The organism is Pseudomonas sp. SLBN-26 (assembly GCF_006715895.1).
In the GTDB taxonomy this organism is placed as follows: domain Bacteria; phylum Pseudomonadota; class Gammaproteobacteria; order Pseudomonadales; family Pseudomonadaceae; genus Metapseudomonas; species Metapseudomonas otitidis.
Window position 1 is genome coordinate 2,928,723 of the sequence record NZ_VFOB01000001.1, and the last position, 15,390, is coordinate 2,944,112.

The 15,390-nt window shown below is 69.5% G+C and carries 14 protein-coding genes; all 14 read right to left on the minus strand.

The features are described 5' to 3' along the window. Position 1 precedes the first annotated feature (1 nt). The 14 genes from FBY21_RS13425 to FBY21_RS13495 all read right to left on the minus strand — a co-directional run bounded on the left by FBY21_RS13425 (position 2) and on the right by FBY21_RS13495 (position 14,953). Complete coding sequence (locus FBY21_RS13425; protein WP_142011627.1) at positions 2-1,150, minus strand: acetyl-CoA C-acetyltransferase; 1,149 nt, start codon at positions 1,148-1,150, stop codon at positions 2-4. 95 nt (positions 1,151-1,245) lie between these two features. After that, on the minus strand, positions 1,246-2,301 hold the full coding sequence (locus FBY21_RS13430; RefSeq protein WP_142011629.1) for an acyl-CoA dehydrogenase family protein: 1,056 nt from the start codon (positions 2,299-2,301) through the stop codon (positions 1,246-1,248). Positions 2,302-2,311: 10 nt separating this feature from the next. Then, positions 2,312-3,478, minus strand: a complete 1,167-nt coding sequence (locus FBY21_RS13435; RefSeq protein ID WP_142011631.1) for an acyl-CoA dehydrogenase family protein — start codon at positions 3,476-3,478, stop codon at positions 2,312-2,314. Between the two features lie 3 nt (positions 3,479-3,481). Beyond that, positions 3,482-4,240, minus strand: a complete 759-nt coding sequence (locus tag FBY21_RS13440; protein ID WP_142011633.1) for an enoyl-CoA hydratase family protein — start codon at positions 4,238-4,240, stop codon at positions 3,482-3,484. Positions 4,241-4,253: 13 nt separating this feature from the next. Continuing rightward, positions 4,254-5,321 (minus strand): NAD(P)H-dependent flavin oxidoreductase, encoded by a 1,068-nt coding sequence (locus FBY21_RS13445; RefSeq protein WP_142011635.1) that lies wholly within the window; start codon positions 5,319-5,321, stop codon positions 4,254-4,256. Then, complete coding sequence (locus FBY21_RS13450) at positions 5,321-6,187, minus strand: enoyl-CoA hydratase (protein WP_142011638.1); 867 nt, start codon at positions 6,185-6,187, stop codon at positions 5,321-5,323. Before FBY21_RS13450 ends, FBY21_RS13445 begins: the two co-directional genes overlap by 1 nt. A gap of 14 nt (positions 6,188-6,201) precedes the next feature. Continuing rightward, complete coding sequence (locus FBY21_RS13455; protein WP_142011641.1) at positions 6,202-7,014, minus strand: CoA-transferase subunit beta; 813 nt, start codon at positions 7,012-7,014, stop codon at positions 6,202-6,204. Between the two features lie 22 nt (positions 7,015-7,036). After that, complete coding sequence (locus tag FBY21_RS13460) at positions 7,037-7,918, minus strand: CoA transferase subunit A (RefSeq protein ID WP_142011643.1); 882 nt, start codon at positions 7,916-7,918, stop codon at positions 7,037-7,039. A 10-nt stretch (positions 7,919-7,928) separates the two neighbouring features. Continuing rightward, the gene (locus tag FBY21_RS13465) at positions 7,929-8,819 is read right to left on the minus strand and encodes a VOC family protein (protein WP_142011645.1); all 891 of its coding nucleotides are present in this window, start codon (positions 8,817-8,819) and stop codon (positions 7,929-7,931) included. A gap of 274 nt (positions 8,820-9,093) precedes the next feature. Further along, a complete protein-coding gene (locus tag FBY21_RS13470; protein WP_142011647.1) occupies positions 9,094-10,671 on the minus strand; it encodes a FadD3 family acyl-CoA ligase in 1,578 nt (525 codons plus the stop codon). Positions 10,672-10,736: 65 nt separating this feature from the next. After that, a complete protein-coding gene (locus tag FBY21_RS13475) occupies positions 10,737-11,510 on the minus strand; it encodes an SDR family NAD(P)-dependent oxidoreductase (protein WP_142011649.1) in 774 nt (257 codons plus the stop codon). Positions 11,511-12,487: 977 nt separating this feature from the next. Then, a complete protein-coding gene (locus FBY21_RS13485; RefSeq protein ID WP_142011653.1) occupies positions 12,488-13,546 on the minus strand; it encodes a ferredoxin--NADP reductase in 1,059 nt (352 codons plus the stop codon). Positions 13,547-13,558: 12 nt separating this feature from the next. Beyond that, positions 13,559-14,317, minus strand: coding sequence for a glucose 1-dehydrogenase (locus FBY21_RS13490; protein WP_142011655.1), 759 nt, complete (start codon positions 14,315-14,317; stop codon positions 13,559-13,561). 129 nt (positions 14,318-14,446) lie between these two features. Then, positions 14,447-14,953, minus strand: coding sequence for a flavin reductase family protein (locus tag FBY21_RS13495; protein WP_142011657.1), 507 nt, complete (start codon positions 14,951-14,953; stop codon positions 14,447-14,449). Positions 14,954-15,390: the final 437 nt, after the last annotated feature.

Genomic DNA, 15,390 nt, shown 5'->3' on the forward strand with positions numbered 1-15,390 from the left:
GTCAGAGCCTTTCAAGAATGGTCACGTTGGCCTGGCCGCCGCCCTCGCACATGGTCTGCAGGCCGTAGCGCCCGCCGCTGCGTTCCAGCTCGTGCAGCAGGCTGCACATCAGCCGCGTGCCGGTGGCGCCCAGGGGGTGGCCGAGGGCGATGGCGCCGCCGTTGACGTTGGTGCGCTCGTGGGGATAGCCGGTTTCCTGCAGCCAGGCCATGGCGACGGAGGCGAAGGCTTCGTTGATTTCCACCCGGTCGATGTCCTCCAGCCGCATGCCGGCGCGCTTGAGCGCGTGCGCGGTGGCGGGGATGGGCGCGGTGAGCATCCAGATCGGGTCGTCGGCGCGCACGCTGATGTGGTGGATGCGTGCGCGGGGCGTGAGGCCGTAGCGCTTGAGCGCGGCCTCGGACACCACCAGCAGCGCGCTGGCGCCGTCGCAGGTCTGGCTAGCGACGCCGGCGGTGACGCGGTCGCAGCCGAACAGCGGGTCCAGCCCGGCCATCTGGTCGAGGCTGGTGTGGCGCGGGGTTTCGTCGTGCTCGACGCCGGCCAGGGGGACGATTTCGCGGGCGAAGCGGCCCTGCTCGATGGCGCGCAGGGCGCGGCGGTGGGACTCCAGGGCGTAAGCCTCCAGGGCCTGGCGCGAGAGGTTCCAGCGCTCGGCGATCATCTGCGCGGAGCGGAACTGGGTCGGCGGCTGCGGGCCGTAGCGCTTCACCCAGCCCTCGGAGCCGGAGAAGGGGTCGCTGAAGCCCAGGGGCTCGGCGGCGGTCATGGCCGAGGAGATGGGGATCTGCGTCATGGTCTGCACGCCACCGGCGATGACCACGTCCTGGGTGCCGCTCATCACCGCCTGGGCGGCGAAGTGCACGGCCTGCTGGGAGGAGCCGCACTGGCGGTCGACGGTGGTGCCGGGCACGGCCTGGTCGAGGCCGGCGGCCAGCCAGCAGGTGCGGGCGATGTCGCCGGCCAGCGGTCCGATGGTGTCGACGCAACCGAAGATCACATCGTCGTAGTCGGCGTCGGGGATGGGGTTGCGCGCCACCAGCTCGCGCAGCACATGGGCGCCGAGGTCGGCGGCGTGGATGTGGCTCAGGCCACCCTTGCGCCGCCCGGTGGGCGTGCGCAGGGCGTCGACTATGTAGGCGTCGGGCATGTCGGGTCTCGCTTGGGCTGTTGTAGGAGCGAGCTCTGCTCGCGATGGACCGAACAGAAGAGCTTCGCGAGCAGAGCTCGCTCCTACGGACGTAATCAGAAGGTGTGGCCGGCGCCGGGGGTGATGGCACCGGAGAACAGCGCCTCGCGCACCCGTGCCTTGTGCCAGCCACGGTCGCCCCAGACCTTGTCCAGGGCCCAGGCGCGCTTCATGAACAGTTGCAGGTCGACTTCCCAGGTGTACCCCATGGCGCCGTGGGTCTGGATGGCGTTCTTGGCCGCCAGCAGCGCGGCCTCGGCGCAGGCCAGGCGGGCGTGGGAAACCTGCGCGCCCTGCCCCGGCAGGTGGTGGGCAACGGCGTAGGCGGCGCGGTAGAGGGGTGCCTTGGCGAACTCGATCTGCACCGCAGCGTTGGCCATCAGGTGCTTCACCGCCTGGAAGGCGCCCACCGGCTTGCCGAACTGCTTGCGCTCGAAGCTGTAGTCCACGGCCAGGTCGACCATGCGCCGGGCCAGGCCCAGCAGCTGCGCGGCGGTGCCCAGGGCGCCCCGGTCGTGGGCGGCGGCCCAGAGTGCGCGGCCCTGCTCGCCCTCGGCCACGCGGGTGGCGACGCCAGGCTGCCAGTGCACACGGAACAGCTGGCGGCTGGGGTCGACGGATTTGTTGCGGGTGAGGTCCACCTGCTCGCGGCGCACGGCGTGCACCTCGTCGCCGTGGGGCAACAGCAGCAGGCCGGCGACATGGGCGTCGGCCACCAGCGGGTTGCCCGGCTGGCCCACGGCGAGGCGGGCCTGGCCTTCAGCGATGCGGGTGAGCCATTCGCCCTGCAGGTCACGCTGCTCGCTGCCCAGGCCGCAGAGCAGCGGCACGCCCACCAGCATGGTGTCCACCAGCGGTTCGGGCAGGGCGGCGTAGCCGCATTCCTGGGCCAGGAGGGTGAAGTCCAGTTCGTTCATGCCCAGGCCGCCGAAGCCTTCCGGCACGGTGACGGCGGTGAGGCCGAGCGCGGTGAGCTGGGCCCAGAGTTCGTCGCTGCGGCCGCCCTGCATTTGCCAGAGTTCGCGGATGCGCTCCGGCGTCACTTCGTTGGTGAGGAACGCGCGGACGTTTTCCTCGAACAGCTGCTGGTCGTCGCTGAATGTGAAGTCCATGGCGCCCCCGTTATGCGCGCGGCATGCCGAGCATGCGCTCGGCGATGATGTTGCGTTGGATCTCGTTGGTGCCGGCGTAGATGGGTCCGGCCTGGGCGAAGAGGAAGCCGTCCAGCCAGTGGCCGACCTCCCCCGCGTCCGGCGCCTCGGGCAGCAGCTCGCCGCGCAGGCCGAGGATCGACAGCGCCGTCTCGTGCATGCGCTGGTCGAGCTCGGACCAGAAGATCTTGTTGGTCGAGGACTCGGGGCCGATCCTGCCGCCCTTCACCAGCCGCGAGGCGGTCATGTAGGTGTTGAGGGTGTAGGCCTCGGTGTCGAGCCAGGCGCGCATCACCGCCTCGCCGATGGCCGGGTCCCGGTCGGCGGCCTCGCGGTTGGCCAGGTACAGCTGCACCAGGCGCCGTGCGGTTTCCTGGAAGCGCGCCGGCGAACGCAGCATCAGCCCGCGCTCGAACCCGGCGGTGGACATCGCCACGTGCCAGCCCATGCCCTCCCCGCCCAGGACGTTGTCCGCCGGCACCTTCACGTCGTCGAAGAAGATCTCGGCGAAGCCCGGCAGGCCGTTGAGCTGGCGGATCGGGCGGATGGTGATGCCCGGGCTGTCCAGCGGCAGGAGGATGAAGGTCAGCCCATGGTGGCGGCTGGACTGCGGGTCGCTGCGGAACAGGCCGAACAGCCAGTCGGCCCACACGGCACGGGTGGACCAGGTCTTCTGGCCGTTGATCACGTAGTGGTCGCCCCGGCGATCGGCGCGGCAGCGGATGGCGGCCATGTCGGAGCCGGCGTTGGGCTCGGACCAGCCCTGGGACCAGATTTCCTCGCCGGTGGCCATCTTCGGCAGGAAGCGCGCCTGCTGGGCGGCGGTGCCGAACTCCATCAGGGTCGGGCCGAGGAGGAAGATGCCGTTCTGGTTGACCCGCGCCGGGGCGCCGGCGCGGTAGTACTCCTCCTCGAAGATCAGCCACTCGATCAGGTCGCAGCCGCGCCCGCCCAGGGCCTTGGGCCAGGTGACCATGCCCCAGCGGCCCTCGTTGAGCCTGGCCTCCCAGGCGCGGTGCTGGCGGAAGCCCTCTTCGCAGTCGAAGGAGGGCAGCGGCCGGGCCGGCACGTTGGCCGCCAGCCAGGCGCGGGCCTCCTCGCGGAAGGCCTGTTGTGCCGGTGTGTAGGTCAGTTGCATAGGTCAGCCCTTGAAGTTGGCGGCGCGCTTGTCGACGAAGGCATCGCGGGACTCCTGCGAATCCAGCGAACGGTAGGCCTGCAGGGTGAAGCCCTGCTCCCAGCGGTACTTGTCTTCGAGGTTGCCGTCCTCGATGCCGGTGAGAGCCTCCTTGGCCAGGGCGATCATGGCCGGGCTCTTGGCGGCGATCTTGGCGGCGATGGCCAGGGCCGCGTCGCGCAGCCGCTCGCGCGGCACCACGCGCTCGACGGCGCCCAGGCGGTGGGCCTCGGCGGCGTCGATCATCTCGCCGGTGAAGTACATGTGGCGCACCTTCTGCACCGGGAACAGGCGCTGCAGGTGGGCACCGCCGCCCATGGCGCCCCGGTCCACCTCGGGCACGCCGAAGCGCGCGCACTCGGAGGCGACGAGGATGTCCGCCGCGCCGCAGAGGCCGATGCCGCCGCCGAGAACGAAGCCGTGCACGGCGATGACCACCGGCTTGGGGTTGCGGTGCACGGCGCGGAAGCTGTCGTAATTGCCCTTGTTCACGGCGACGATGCGGTCCGGGTCGGCGGCCAGTTCCTTGATGTCGACCCCGGCGCAGAAGCCCCGGCCCTCGGCGCGGATGACGATGACGCGCACCTCGGGCGCCTGGCCCAGGCGCTCCAGCTCGGCGGCGATGGCGGCCCAGCCGCGGCTGTCGAAGGCGTTCACCGGTGGATGGTCGAAAACCAGCTCGGCGATGCCGTTGTCCTGCGTGACGTGAAACGGTGTGGTCATGGCCCTCTCCCCCTCAGGATGCGCGGCGGCACAGCTCGGCGAGCCGCTGCTCGGCCTGCTGCACGATGGATTGGATGAGTTCGGCGCAGCCCGGCAGGCTGTCGATGGCGGCGGCGACCTGGCCGGCGGGCAGCACGCCCTCGGCGGGGCGGCCCTCGACCATGGCCTTCTGGATCACCATCGGTGCGTTGGCGGCCATCAGCGTCTGCGCGGCGCTGAGGCCGTCGCTGCCACGCAGCTTCAGGGCGCTGGCCAGCAGCCCGGCGAGGCTGGCGCCGCTGTGGCGGCGGTAGGCCAGGGCGCTGCGCAGGGCCAGCAGCAGGCGGCCGAGCCCGCCGGAGCGCTCCAAGGCGTCGAGCAGTTCGTTGCGGATCATCCGTTGCGGCATGCCGTCGATGGCGTGGCTGACGATGATCGCCGCCGGGTCGCGCACCTTCAGGTAGCGCTCCAGGGTGGCCGCCGGCACCGGGCTGTCGGCGCTCATGAGGAAGCGCGTGCCCATGGCGATGCCCTCGGCGCCCAGGGCCAGGGCCGAGACCAGGCCGTGCCCGTCCTTGAAGCCACCGGCGGCGACCACCGGCACCTGCACGGCATCGACCACCTGGCCGAGGAGGATGGCGGTGGGCACCGAACCGGTGTGGCCGCCGCCCTCCCCGCCCTGCACGGTCACCGCGTCGGCGCCCATCTCCACGGCCTTCACCGCGTGCTTGAGCGCGCCCACCGTGGGGATGCAGACCACGCCGGCATCCTTGAGCCGGCCGATCATCGCCCTGCCCGGCGAGCGGCTGTAGCTGACCGCGCGCACGCCGTGCCGGAGCACCAGCTCGACGATCTGGCCGGCGTTGGCCTGGTACATGTGGAAGTTGACGCCGAAGGGCCGGTCGCTGAGGCGCCGGGTTTCCAGGATGGCCGCTTCCATGCGCCCCGGCTCGATGGTCGCCCCGGCGAGGAAGCCGAAGCCGCCGGCGTTGCCGGTGGCGGCCACCAGCTTCGGATCGGCGACCCAGCCCATGGCGGTCTGGATGATCGGGTAGCGGCAGCCGAGCAGGCGGGTCAGGCGCGTTTCGAGGGAGATCGCCATCAGGCCTCCGACGGGTTGCGCTGGGACTGGGCCATGGCGCGGGCGTCGTAGCCGCCCAGTTTGTCGCCGCTGACCAGCTCGTTGTGGGCGTGGGCGAAGTGGTGCAGGCCGAACACCATGTCCATGGTGGCGCGCTTGCCCATCAGGTCTTCGGCGTTGTTCACCGCCTGCTTGGTCAGCTGCAGGCCCAGGCGCGGCATCTGCGCGATGCGCCGCGCCACGTCCAGGGTCACGTCCAGCAGCACGTCGCGCGGCACCACCTTGTTGACCATGCCCATCTGCCAGGCGCGCTCGGCGCCCATGCGCTCGCCGAGGAAGAGGAATTCCTTGGCGATGCGCGGGTTCAGCTCGTGGACGTGGGCGAAGTACTCGACGCCGGGGATGCCCATACGCACTACCGGGTCGGAGAAGAAGGCGTCCTCCGAGGCGATGATCAGGTCGCAGACCCAGGCCAGCATCAGGCCGCCGGCCACGCAGGCGCCCTGGACCATGGCGATGGTCGGCTTGGGCATGTCGCGCCAGCGCCGGCACATGCCCAGGTACACCTCCTGCTCGCGGGCATAGAGGAACTCGCCGCCCGGCTTGCCGACATGGTCGTACCAGAGGCTGGTGCGTTCGAAGCTCTGGTCGATGTCGCGCCCCGGGGTGCCAATGTCGTGCCCGGCGGAGAAGTGCTTGCCGGCGCCACGCAGCACGATGACCTTCACCGCGTCGTCGTCGCAGGCGCGGCGGAAGGCGGCGTCCAGCGCGTAGGTCATGCGCGAGTTCTGCGCGTTGTGGTACTCGGGGCGCTGCATGGTGACCAGGGCCACGGGCCCCTGCACTTCGTAGTGCACCACCGCTTCTTCGGTCTGCTCGTGCTTCATGGGGGGGCTCCGCCTCAGTGGACCGTGGCCCGGGCGCGCACGCCCGGCGGGTTGTCCTTGAGCTGGCTGGCGCGCAGGTTGTGCGGGTCCAGTTGCTGGATGAGGATCAGTTGTTCGAGGGTCGGCGCCGCCGTGGTGGGGATCTTCTTCGGCACGTGCAGCGGGAAGGCGGTGGCGTCCTGCACCTCGTCGACGCTGACGCCGGGGTGCAGCGAGCGGATGCGCATCTGCCGCTCGGGGCCGTGGAAATCCAGCACGCAGAGGTCGGTGACGATGCGGCGGATGTCGATCTCCTCCATCGACCAGCCGCGCGCCAGGCGCGCCGGGTTGTAGCCGACCGAGGCCACCACATCCACCTCGCCGTCGACGAACACGCGGCGGTTGTGGCTGGCCACCAGGAAGGAGTTGGCGTGGCTGATGGAGTTGCCGGGGAAGCCGCGCACGCCGAGCATCTGCGACTTCGGCCGGGCGTGGTCGCCGATGCAGGAGATGTTGGCCTGGCCGAAGCGGTCGATTTGCACCGGGCCCACCAGGGCGTGGCGCTTGCCGCTCCAGACGTTGTCGAAGATGCGCGAGAAGCCCATCCAGCTGTCGTAGCGCGGCTGGTAGCCGTCACGCGGGCCCAAGGGCACGGGCTCGGCGACCATGAAGGCTTCGGAGTCGGTCATCATCAGCCGCGTGTTGGTGCTGAGCATGGCCAGGGACGCGGCCAGGCGCTGCAGAACGCCGATGCCGGTGGCGAGCACCTCGCCGTCGTCGGCGAAGGCCTCTGCGGCGGCGCAGATCATCAGCTCGGCAAGGCTGTAGGGTTGTTTGGTGGCAGTCATCTCGGCCTCCTCGATGTGCGATTCAAAAAACCGGGAGTGGCAGTTGGCGGATGGCGTTGAGCCCGCCGACCCGGGCGAGGTATTCGTCCTCGCCGCAGTTCACGTAGCGCTCCACGTAGTCGAGCCAGCCGTCCGGCTCGGCGGCCGAGGCGTTGTAGGCCTTGAAGTGCGCGGTATCGAAGCCGTACAGCGGCGCGCAGGACGACGGGTGCGCCCCGCCGGGCAGGTGCACCACGGCCGTGGTGCAGTTGCGCTCCCAGAACACCTGGCGGGCGCGCATCGGGTCCTGGTGGAACCAGTCGCTGGCCACCAACTCGTCGCAGCTGACGTAGGCCCGCTCGGCGGCACGCACGAAGAGGTCGTCCATGTAGTGGTCCGGCCCGGCGATCTGGCACACACCACGGGCGTCGGCGCGGTCGACGTGGACCAGCGCGGCGTCCAGCTTCAGCGCCGGCATGGCGACCCAGTCGCGGCTGTCGTCGTAGGGCGAGGTCACCAGCTTGAGCTGCGGGTTGAGGCGCAGCACGTCGGTGCCCAGGCCCAGGGCGGTGGGGATGAAGGGCACGCCCATGGCGGCGGCCTTGAGGCCGAGCAGGAGCATGCCTTCGTCGATCTCCGTCACCTCCACGGCGCCCGCCTGGCGGGCCTTGCGGAAGTAGGGTTCGAGGGGGATGAAGTCCAGCGAGACAAAGGCGTACACCAGCCGGCGTACCTTGCCGGCGGCGCAGAGCATGCCCACGTCGGCGCCACCGTAGGCGACCACGGTGAGGTCCTTGAGGCTGGAGCGGAGGATCTCGCGCACCAGGGCCATGGGCTTGCGTCGCGGGCCCCAGCCACCGATGCCGATGGTCATGCCGTCGCGCAGCTGGGCGACCGCCTCGGCTGCCGTCATGCGTTTGTCCATGGGGGGCTCCTTAGCGCCGACCGATGCTGAAGTCGTGGCCCCAGTGGCTGACCACGGTGCTCTCGAAGGGGGTGTGGGCTGTCCAGTCCATGACCTTGCCGCCGCAGCCGTACTCCAGGTCGAAGCCGGCGGGGGTCTGCATGTAGAAGCTGGTCATCTCGTCGTTGACGTGGCGGCCGAGGGTGGCGGAGAGCTTCACCTCGTGGGCGAGCATGCGGTCCTGGGCGCGGCCGACGTCGTCCAGGGTGTTGACCTCCACCATCAGGTGCACGCAGCCGGAGGGGACCGGGCACTCGAACAGCGCCAGCGAGTGGTGCCGCGCGTTGTTGCAGTGGAGGAAGTGGATGCGCTTCTCCGGCTCGGCCGGGTCGGGGGTGAAGCGCACCTTCATCAGGTCCGACAGGCCGAAGCCCATGACCCGCTCGTAGAAGTCCAGGCAGCGGTCGAAGGACGGCGCCGGCAGCACCGCATGGCCCATGCCCAGCTCACTGGTGACGAAGCCGGAGACGCCGGCCGGGGAGACGAAGGGCGCGAAATCCTGCAGCGGCCCCCAGAAGAGTTCGTGGCGGTTGCCATCCGGATCGGCGAAACGTGCCAGCGCCTGCACCTGGCGGGCGGCGGCCTCGGCGCCGTTACCGCGCTGTACCTGCACATCGGCGGCCTGCAGCTCGGCGATGGCCTGCTCGAACTGCGCCTTGCCGGCCACTTCCCAGCCGCAGGCACCGAAGCCGTCGCGGTCCGCGCGCTCCACCAGGATGCGGTAGGCGCGCTCGTCCATCTTCAGGAGCAGCCGCTCGGCGCCGGCCTCCACCATCATGCCCAGCACGTCGGTGGCGTAGCGCTGCCAGCGTTGCAGGTCTGTCGAGGCTACGGTGACGTACCCCAGGCCACGGATGTCCATGCGCATCTCCTCATCGTCGTTGTCGCCGCACACGGGGCGCGGGCGCTATGAGGAAGGATTTAACCGGCTGCCCGAGAGGGGGGCATCGTCCGATGGGACTAGCGCGAAAGGCGCATCTAGCGGGGGTTGCAGAAGGGCTTGCATGACACTGCGTAGGGTGGGCTTCAGCCCACCAGATGCCGGGCACAAGACAAACAGGGGAAACCGGCCCAAGCACCAAGAAACGGTGGGCTGAAGCGGAGCGCCGCCCGGCCCTCCCGGACTGAAGTCCGGGCTACGCGCGTGCCTTGGCCATCACCCGCAGGGCGTCCTTGGTGACCTTGCCGGCGGCGTTGAGGGGCATGGCGGAGAGCACCTGGGCGCGCCGCGGGACCTTGTAGTTGGCCATGTGCTCGCGGCACCAGGCGAGGAAGGCGTCGGTGTCGAGGGCCTGCCCACCGGCGGGCAGGAGGAAGGCCATGGCCACCTCGCCCAGGCGCTCGTCGGGGATGCCGATCACCGCGGCCTGGGCCACGCCGGGATAGCGCAGGATCACCTGCTCGATCTCCGCCGGGTACACGTTGAAGCCGCCGGTGATGAACATGTCCTTGATGCGGTCGGTGATGCGCAGGTAGCCATGCTCGTCGAGCACGCCGATGTCCCCGGTGTGAAGCCAGCCCTCGGCGTCGATGGCTTCGCGCGTGGCCTCGGGGTTGTTGAAGTAGCCCTTCATCAGGTTGTAGCCGCGCACCGTCACCTCCCCCGGCTGGCCGGGTGGCACCGGCTCGCCGGCGGCGTCGACGCAGCGCACTTCCACGTCGGGGAAGGCGCGACCGCAGGTGGTGGCGACCACGTCCGGCGCATCGCCGGGGCGGCAGATGGTGACGAAGCCGCAGGCTTCGGTGAGCCCGTAGGCGGTGACGATGGTTTCGAACCCCAGATCGCGGGCCATGCGCCGGACCATCTCCACCGGCACCGAGGCGGCGCCGGTGACCGCCACCCGCAGGCTGGAAAGGTCGTAGCGGGCGCGGTCGGGGAAGCCGAGGATCGACTGGTACAGGGTCGGCGGCCCGGGCAGCACGCTGATGCGCTCGCGGGCGATGCGTTCGAGCATCGCCGGCACGTCGAACACCTGCTGCGGGAAGATACAGCAGCCGTGCATCAACGCCGCCAGCCAGCCGGCCTTGTAGCCGAAGCTGTGGAAGAACGGGTTGACGATCAGGTAGCGGTCGCCCGGGCGCAGGCCGACCATGGCGCTCCAGTCGCGGACGATGCGCAGGTTCTGCCCGTGGGCGCTCATCACCCCCTTGGGCTTGCCGGTGGTGCCGGAGGTGAACAGCAGGTCGGAGAGGCTGTCCGCCTCCACCTGCGCCTCGCGCGCCGCCAGCTGGGCGGGGGGCACCGCCTGCCCCAGGGCCAGGAAGGCCTCCCAACCCAGGCAGCCTTCGGCCGTACCGCGCAGGCAGATGCGCTGGCGCAGCGCCGGCAGCGCTTCGTCGACCAGCAAGGCCGGGTAGTCGGTGCCGAGGAATTCGCCGATGACGAACAGCAGGCTGGCGCCGCTCTCGCGCAGGATGTAGCCCGCCTCCGCCCCCTTCATCCGCGTGTTCAGCGGCACCAGCACCGCGCCCACGCTTTGCAGGCCAAGGGCGGCGACTATCCATTCGTGGACGTTGGGCGCCCAGATCGCCACCCGCTCGCCATGGCCCACTTCCAGCGCCAGCAAGGCCCGGGCGGCCTGCTGGCGCTGGCGGTCGAGTTCGCGGTAGCTGATGCGCAGGCCGTCATCGTCGACGGCGATGGACCCGCCGTGGCGGTTGGCGGCGGCGGCCATCATCTGCGGAATGGTCAGGGCAGGTTCCAGGTTGGGCATGGGCGTTTCTCGGGCGCGACGGGACAACGGCCGGGCGTTGGCCCGGCCGCGCGAACGGCCTGGAATCAGGCCTGCGGTGGTGCGAAGCGGCGACCGGCGGAGAAGCCGCCGTCGACGGCGATCATCTGCCCGCTGACGAAGGAGGCATCGTCGGAGGCGAGGAACAGCGCCACGGCAGCCACCTCTTCCGGCTGCCCGGCGCGACACAGCATGTGCTGCGAGGCGAAGTAGGCGTGGAAGGCTTCCTGCTCCTTGACCATCTGCGTCATGGGCGTGTCGATCAGCCCCGGGCAGAGGCCATTGACCCGCACGTTGGCGTGGCCGTAGTCGATGGCCATGGAGCGGGTGAGCTGGGTGATGCCGCCCTTGGCGGTGTTGTAGGCGGCGTTGCCGTCGCAACCCTGGAGCCCGAAGATCGAGCCGAAGTTGATGATCGAACCGCTGCGCTGGGCCAGCATCGCGGGCAACGCGTGCTTGCTGGTGAGCATGCTGCCGGTGAGGTGGATATCCAGCACCCGGCGCCATTCCTCGGTGCTGGTCTCGGTGATGCTGCCGCGGCTGGCGATGCCGGCGGCGTTGACCAGGGCGTCGATGCGGCCGAAGCGGCGGACCACCTCCTGCATCACCTCTTCGACCCGCGCCTCGTCGCGCACGTCCAGGCTCATGAACAGCGGCGCCGGGTGCGCGCCTTCGAGGCTCGCGGCGATATCCGCACGCGGCTCGCCGATATCCAGCCCGACCACCTGCGCGCCCTCGGCGGCGAAGCGGCGTACGCAGGCCAGGCCGATGCCCGATGCGGCACCAGTGATGACCGCGACCTTGTTCGACAGACGTGCCATGGGGAAACCTCCTTGCTTGTTCTTGGAATGGGGTTTGCGGCGCAGTCTACCCAAGGCGCGAGCCGGGATGATCGTCCGTTGGGACTAGCCGGCGTTCGTGGCAAGGAGTCGCAGGGTGGGCTTTAGCCCACCGCTTTTGCTGTGTCTGGTTGGTCGGTCGGTGCCGGGCCATTGGTGGGCTGAAGCCCACCCTACACAACCGGCAAACCAAGCCCGCTGTAGCCCGGACTTCAGTCCGGGAATGCCTGGCTCCGCTCCCCGGGCTGAAGCCCGGGCTACCTGATTCCCTGGCCCGATTACGGTCGTAGGGTGGGCTTTAGCCCACCGCTTTTGCTGTGCCTGGTTGGTCGGTCGGCGCCGGGCCTTTGGTGGGCTGAAGCCCACCCTACACAACCGGCAAACCAAGCACGCCGTAGCCCGGACTTCAGTCCGGGAATGCCTGGCTCCGCTCCCCGGGCTGAAGCCCGGGCTACGTGACTCCCTGGCCCGATTACGGTCGTAGGGTGGGCTTTAGCCCACCGCTTTTGCTGTGCCTGGTTGGTCGGTCGGCGCCGGGTCATTGGTGGGCTGAAGCCCACCCTACGCAACCGGCAAACCAAGCACGCCGTAGCCCGGACTTCGGTCCGGGAATGCCTGGCTCCGCTCCCCGGGCTAAAGCCCGGGCTACTTGATTCCCTGGCCCGATTACGGTCGTAGGGTGGGCTTTAGCCCACCGCTTTTGCTGTGCCTGGTTGGTCGGTCGGCTCCGGCCATTGGTGGGCTGAAGCCCACCCTACGCAACCGGGAAACCAAGCACGCCGTAGCCCGGACTTCAGTCCGGGAATGCCTGGCTCCGCTCCCGGGCTGAAGCCCGGGCTACGTGACTTCCGAGCCGGGTGCCGTAGGTAAACCCAGAAAAAATCCCGGCCGAAGCCGGGCGAGAAGTGGCACAGCACGACAGTCTCGACACCGCCCCGCAGGGCGGTGGTCCCCGGCTGTCAGTCCGGGAACTTCAGTTTCAGCCGCGCGCTGCCTGGGCGGCCCTGACATGCCAGGGTCCAGCCTTCGGCGAGTTCGGCGGGGCTGAGGATGTCGTTGCGGGCGAGCAGCACCTCGCCCTCCTCTACCTGGCACATGCAGGCGCCGCAGAAGCCTTCCTCGCAGGAGGAAGGCACGTCCAGGCCGGCGGCCCGACAGCTCTGCAGCAGGGTTTCACCGGGCTGCACCGGCACCTCGGCGAGCTGACCGTCCAGCTCGACCAGCAGGCACTCGACGGCGGCAGCGGCCGGCAATGCCACGGGCTCGTTCGCGTCCGGGTCGGGCGGCGAGACGAAGCGCTCCACATGGATGCGCGCGGCGTCCTCCCCCAGCCCCAGCAGCGCCCGCTCCACGGTGTCCATGAACGGCCCCGGCCCGCAGATGTAGAACTCCGCACCGGCATGGCCGCGCACCAGCTGGCGCACCTGGCTCTGGTCGAGGAAGCCCTGCACCGAGTCCAGCACGTGCACCACCTCCAGGCGCTCGATGTGCTCACGGGCGATGGCGCACAGCTCGTCCCGGAAGATCACCGAGGCCTCGTCGCGGTTGGCGTACACCAGCTTGATGCGCCGCACGCTGGTACGCAGGGCCGACTTGAGGATGGAGAACACCGGGGTGATGCCCGAGCCGCCGCCGAACAGCACCAGGTCGTGCTCGCCCGGACGCAGGTGGAAGTGCCCGGCCGGCGGCAGAACCTCCAGGCGGTCGCCGGGGCGCACCTGGTCGTTGAACCAGTTGGACACCCGCCCGCCGTCCACACGTTTGATGGTGACGGTGGGCTGCGCGTCGCAATGCGGCGAACTGGACAGGGAATAGCAGCGCGTCAGCCGCTTGCCGCCGAGCGCCACGCGAAAGCCGAGGTACTGCCCCGGCTTGTAGCGGAAGCGTTCCTGCAGCTCCGCCGGCACCCGCAGCACCAGGGAACAGCTGTCGTGGGTCTCGGCGATCACCTCGGCCACCTCCAGCTGGAAGGCGCCGGACGGCCGGGTTTCGATTTCGAGTGGCTGCGCACTGCCCATGGCCATCTCCGCTCAGAGCAGGCCGCTGATGGTCTGCGCGTTGTCGATGCGCAGTTCGCTGCCGTTGATGAAGCGCGACTCGTCCGAGGCGAGGAACAGCACCAGCTTGGCGATATCCCGCGGTGCGCACATACGGTTGAGCGGGTCCTGGTCCAGGGTTTCCTGGGGGATCGCCTGGCCACCGGTCAGCGCCTGGGTCATCGGGGTGTTGATGCCGTCCGGGTGCACGCTGTTGCAGCGGATGCGGTAGCCCTGGTGCTTGCAGTGCAGCGCCACGGAGCGGGTCAGCGCCGTCACCGCGCCCTTGGAGGCGGAGTAGGCGCAGAAGGCCGGCATGCCGCCCAGGGCCGCCACCGAGGACATGTTGACGATGGAGCCACAGCCGCTGTCCTTCATGGCACCGATGGCGTACTTGCAGCCGAGGAAGTAGCCGTCGCTGTTGATGCGCTGGACCTTCTGCCACTGCTCCAGGCTGGTGTCCTCGACGCTGCCGACGGCGAGGATGGCGGCGTTGTTCACCAGCACGTCGAGGCGGCCGAACCTTTCCAGGGTGAGTTTGATGACGTGCTGCCAGTCCGCCTCGCTGGCGATGTCCTGGCGGATGAACAGCGCATCGCCGCCGATCTCGGCGGCCACCTGGCGGCCGGCCTCCTCATTGAGGTCGGTGAGCACCACCCTGGCGCCTTCGCTGGCCAGCAGCAGCGCGTCCTCGCGACCGACGCCACTGGCGGCGCCGGTGACGATGCAGACCTTGCCTTCGACTCGTTTCATCGTTGTTCTCCTTGGGGGTTCAGCGGCACGAACCAGGCCCCGCCATGGGCGTCGACCGGGGTGTGGATAAAGGGGAAACCCCGGGCGACACGGGCAGCAGCGAGTCGCCCGGAAGGGTGTCGGGCGGCGTCAGCCCACCGCCGCCAGGGACGACGCCGTGGTGGTGTAGGCACCGTCGAGGTAGACCAGCGGGCTGATCTCGGCGCTGTTGCGGATCTGCACGATGCGGCCGATGAACACCGTGTGGGTGCCGTAGCTGAAGCGGCCGTCCTGCTGGCAGAGGATTGCCGACTGGGCATCGCCCAGGTACGGGATGCCGCCGGCGCTGGTGCGCCAGTCACCGCGCTGGAAGCGCGCCTCGCCCTTCACCGGGCCGCTGCACAGGTGCGACAGCTCCTCCTGCTCCAGGCCGAGGATGTTCACGCAGAAATCCGCCCCGGCCTCCAGCACCGCGTGCAGGGAGGCGGTCTTGTTCACGCAGATGAGCAGCGACGGCGGCTCGGTGGACAGCGAATCCACCGCCGTGGCCGACATGGCGAAGCGCTCGCGGCCGTTGCTGGTGGTGATGATGGTCACGGACTTGGCCAGGCGACGCATCGCCTGGAGCATCTCGCCCTTCAGTTCGGCCTGGCTCATGGCATTGCCCTCTCGTTGTTCTCAGGTGCCGCCGATTTTTCGCCAGCACCGGAGGCCGGGCATCGTCCGAGGGGACTAGTCAGTGCGACGGTCTGCCAGGCGACCTCCCTGCAGGGGCGAATTCATTCGCCAAGCAGGCCGAAGGTCTGCCCCGAGAGGCCTCATGGGGCAGCTGCGCCGCCCTTGGCGAATGAATTGGCTCTGTCTGCGTTAAGTGTTGCTAGAAGATTTGAACCCAGCTGATTGCCGAGCTCCGATGATGTTTCTGGTTTCGCCCCCCCCGGGCGAGTCCCTTTTTTCAATCGCCAAAAAAGGAACCAAAAACGCTTGCCCCATCATCCGGCCCGACTGCGTCGGGTTCCCTCACTCCATCGCCGCTCTGGGGGCCGGCGCGATGGGCCATCCATGGCCTGGCGCGCCTCTCGCGGCATCCATGC

Bases quoted from the DNA above. Each gene is read 5' to 3' on its own strand.
- FBY21_RS13425 (WP_142011627.1), bottom strand. From the start codon at position 1,150: ATGCCCGACGCCTACATAGTCGACGCCCTGCGCACGCCCACCGGGCGG.
- FBY21_RS13430 (WP_142011629.1), bottom strand. From the start codon at position 2,301: ATGGACTTCACATTCAGCGACGACCAGCAGCTGTTCGAGGAAAACGTC.
- FBY21_RS13435 (WP_142011631.1), bottom strand. From the start codon at position 3,478: ATGCAACTGACCTACACACCGGCACAACAGGCCTTCCGCGAGGAGGCC.
- FBY21_RS13440 (WP_142011633.1), bottom strand. From the start codon at position 4,240: ATGACCACACCGTTTCACGTCACGCAGGACAACGGCATCGCCGAGCTG.
- FBY21_RS13445 (WP_142011635.1), bottom strand. From the start codon at position 5,321: ATGGCGATCTCCCTCGAAACGCGCCTGACCCGCCTGCTCGGCTGCCGC.
- FBY21_RS13450 (WP_142011638.1), bottom strand. From the start codon at position 6,187: ATGAAGCACGAGCAGACCGAAGAAGCGGTGGTGCACTACGAAGTGCAG.
- FBY21_RS13455 (WP_142011641.1), bottom strand. From the start codon at position 7,014: ATGACTGCCACCAAACAACCCTACAGCCTTGCCGAGCTGATGATCTGC.
- FBY21_RS13460 (WP_142011643.1), bottom strand. From the start codon at position 7,918: ATGGACAAACGCATGACGGCAGCCGAGGCGGTCGCCCAGCTGCGCGAC.
- FBY21_RS13465 (WP_142011645.1), bottom strand. From the start codon at position 8,819: ATGGACATCCGTGGCCTGGGGTACGTCACCGTAGCCTCGACAGACCTG.
- FBY21_RS13470 (WP_142011647.1), bottom strand. From the start codon at position 10,671: ATGCCCAACCTGGAACCTGCCCTGACCATTCCGCAGATGATGGCCGCC.
- FBY21_RS13475 (WP_142011649.1), bottom strand. From the start codon at position 11,510: ATGGCACGTCTGTCGAACAAGGTCGCGGTCATCACTGGTGCCGCATCG.
- FBY21_RS13485 (WP_142011653.1), bottom strand. From the start codon at position 13,546: ATGGGCAGTGCGCAGCCACTCGAAATCGAAACCCGGCCGTCCGGCGCC.
- FBY21_RS13490 (WP_142011655.1), bottom strand. From the start codon at position 14,317: ATGAAACGAGTCGAAGGCAAGGTCTGCATCGTCACCGGCGCCGCCAGT.
- FBY21_RS13495 (WP_142011657.1), bottom strand. From the start codon at position 14,953: ATGAGCCAGGCCGAACTGAAGGGCGAGATGCTCCAGGCGATGCGTCGC.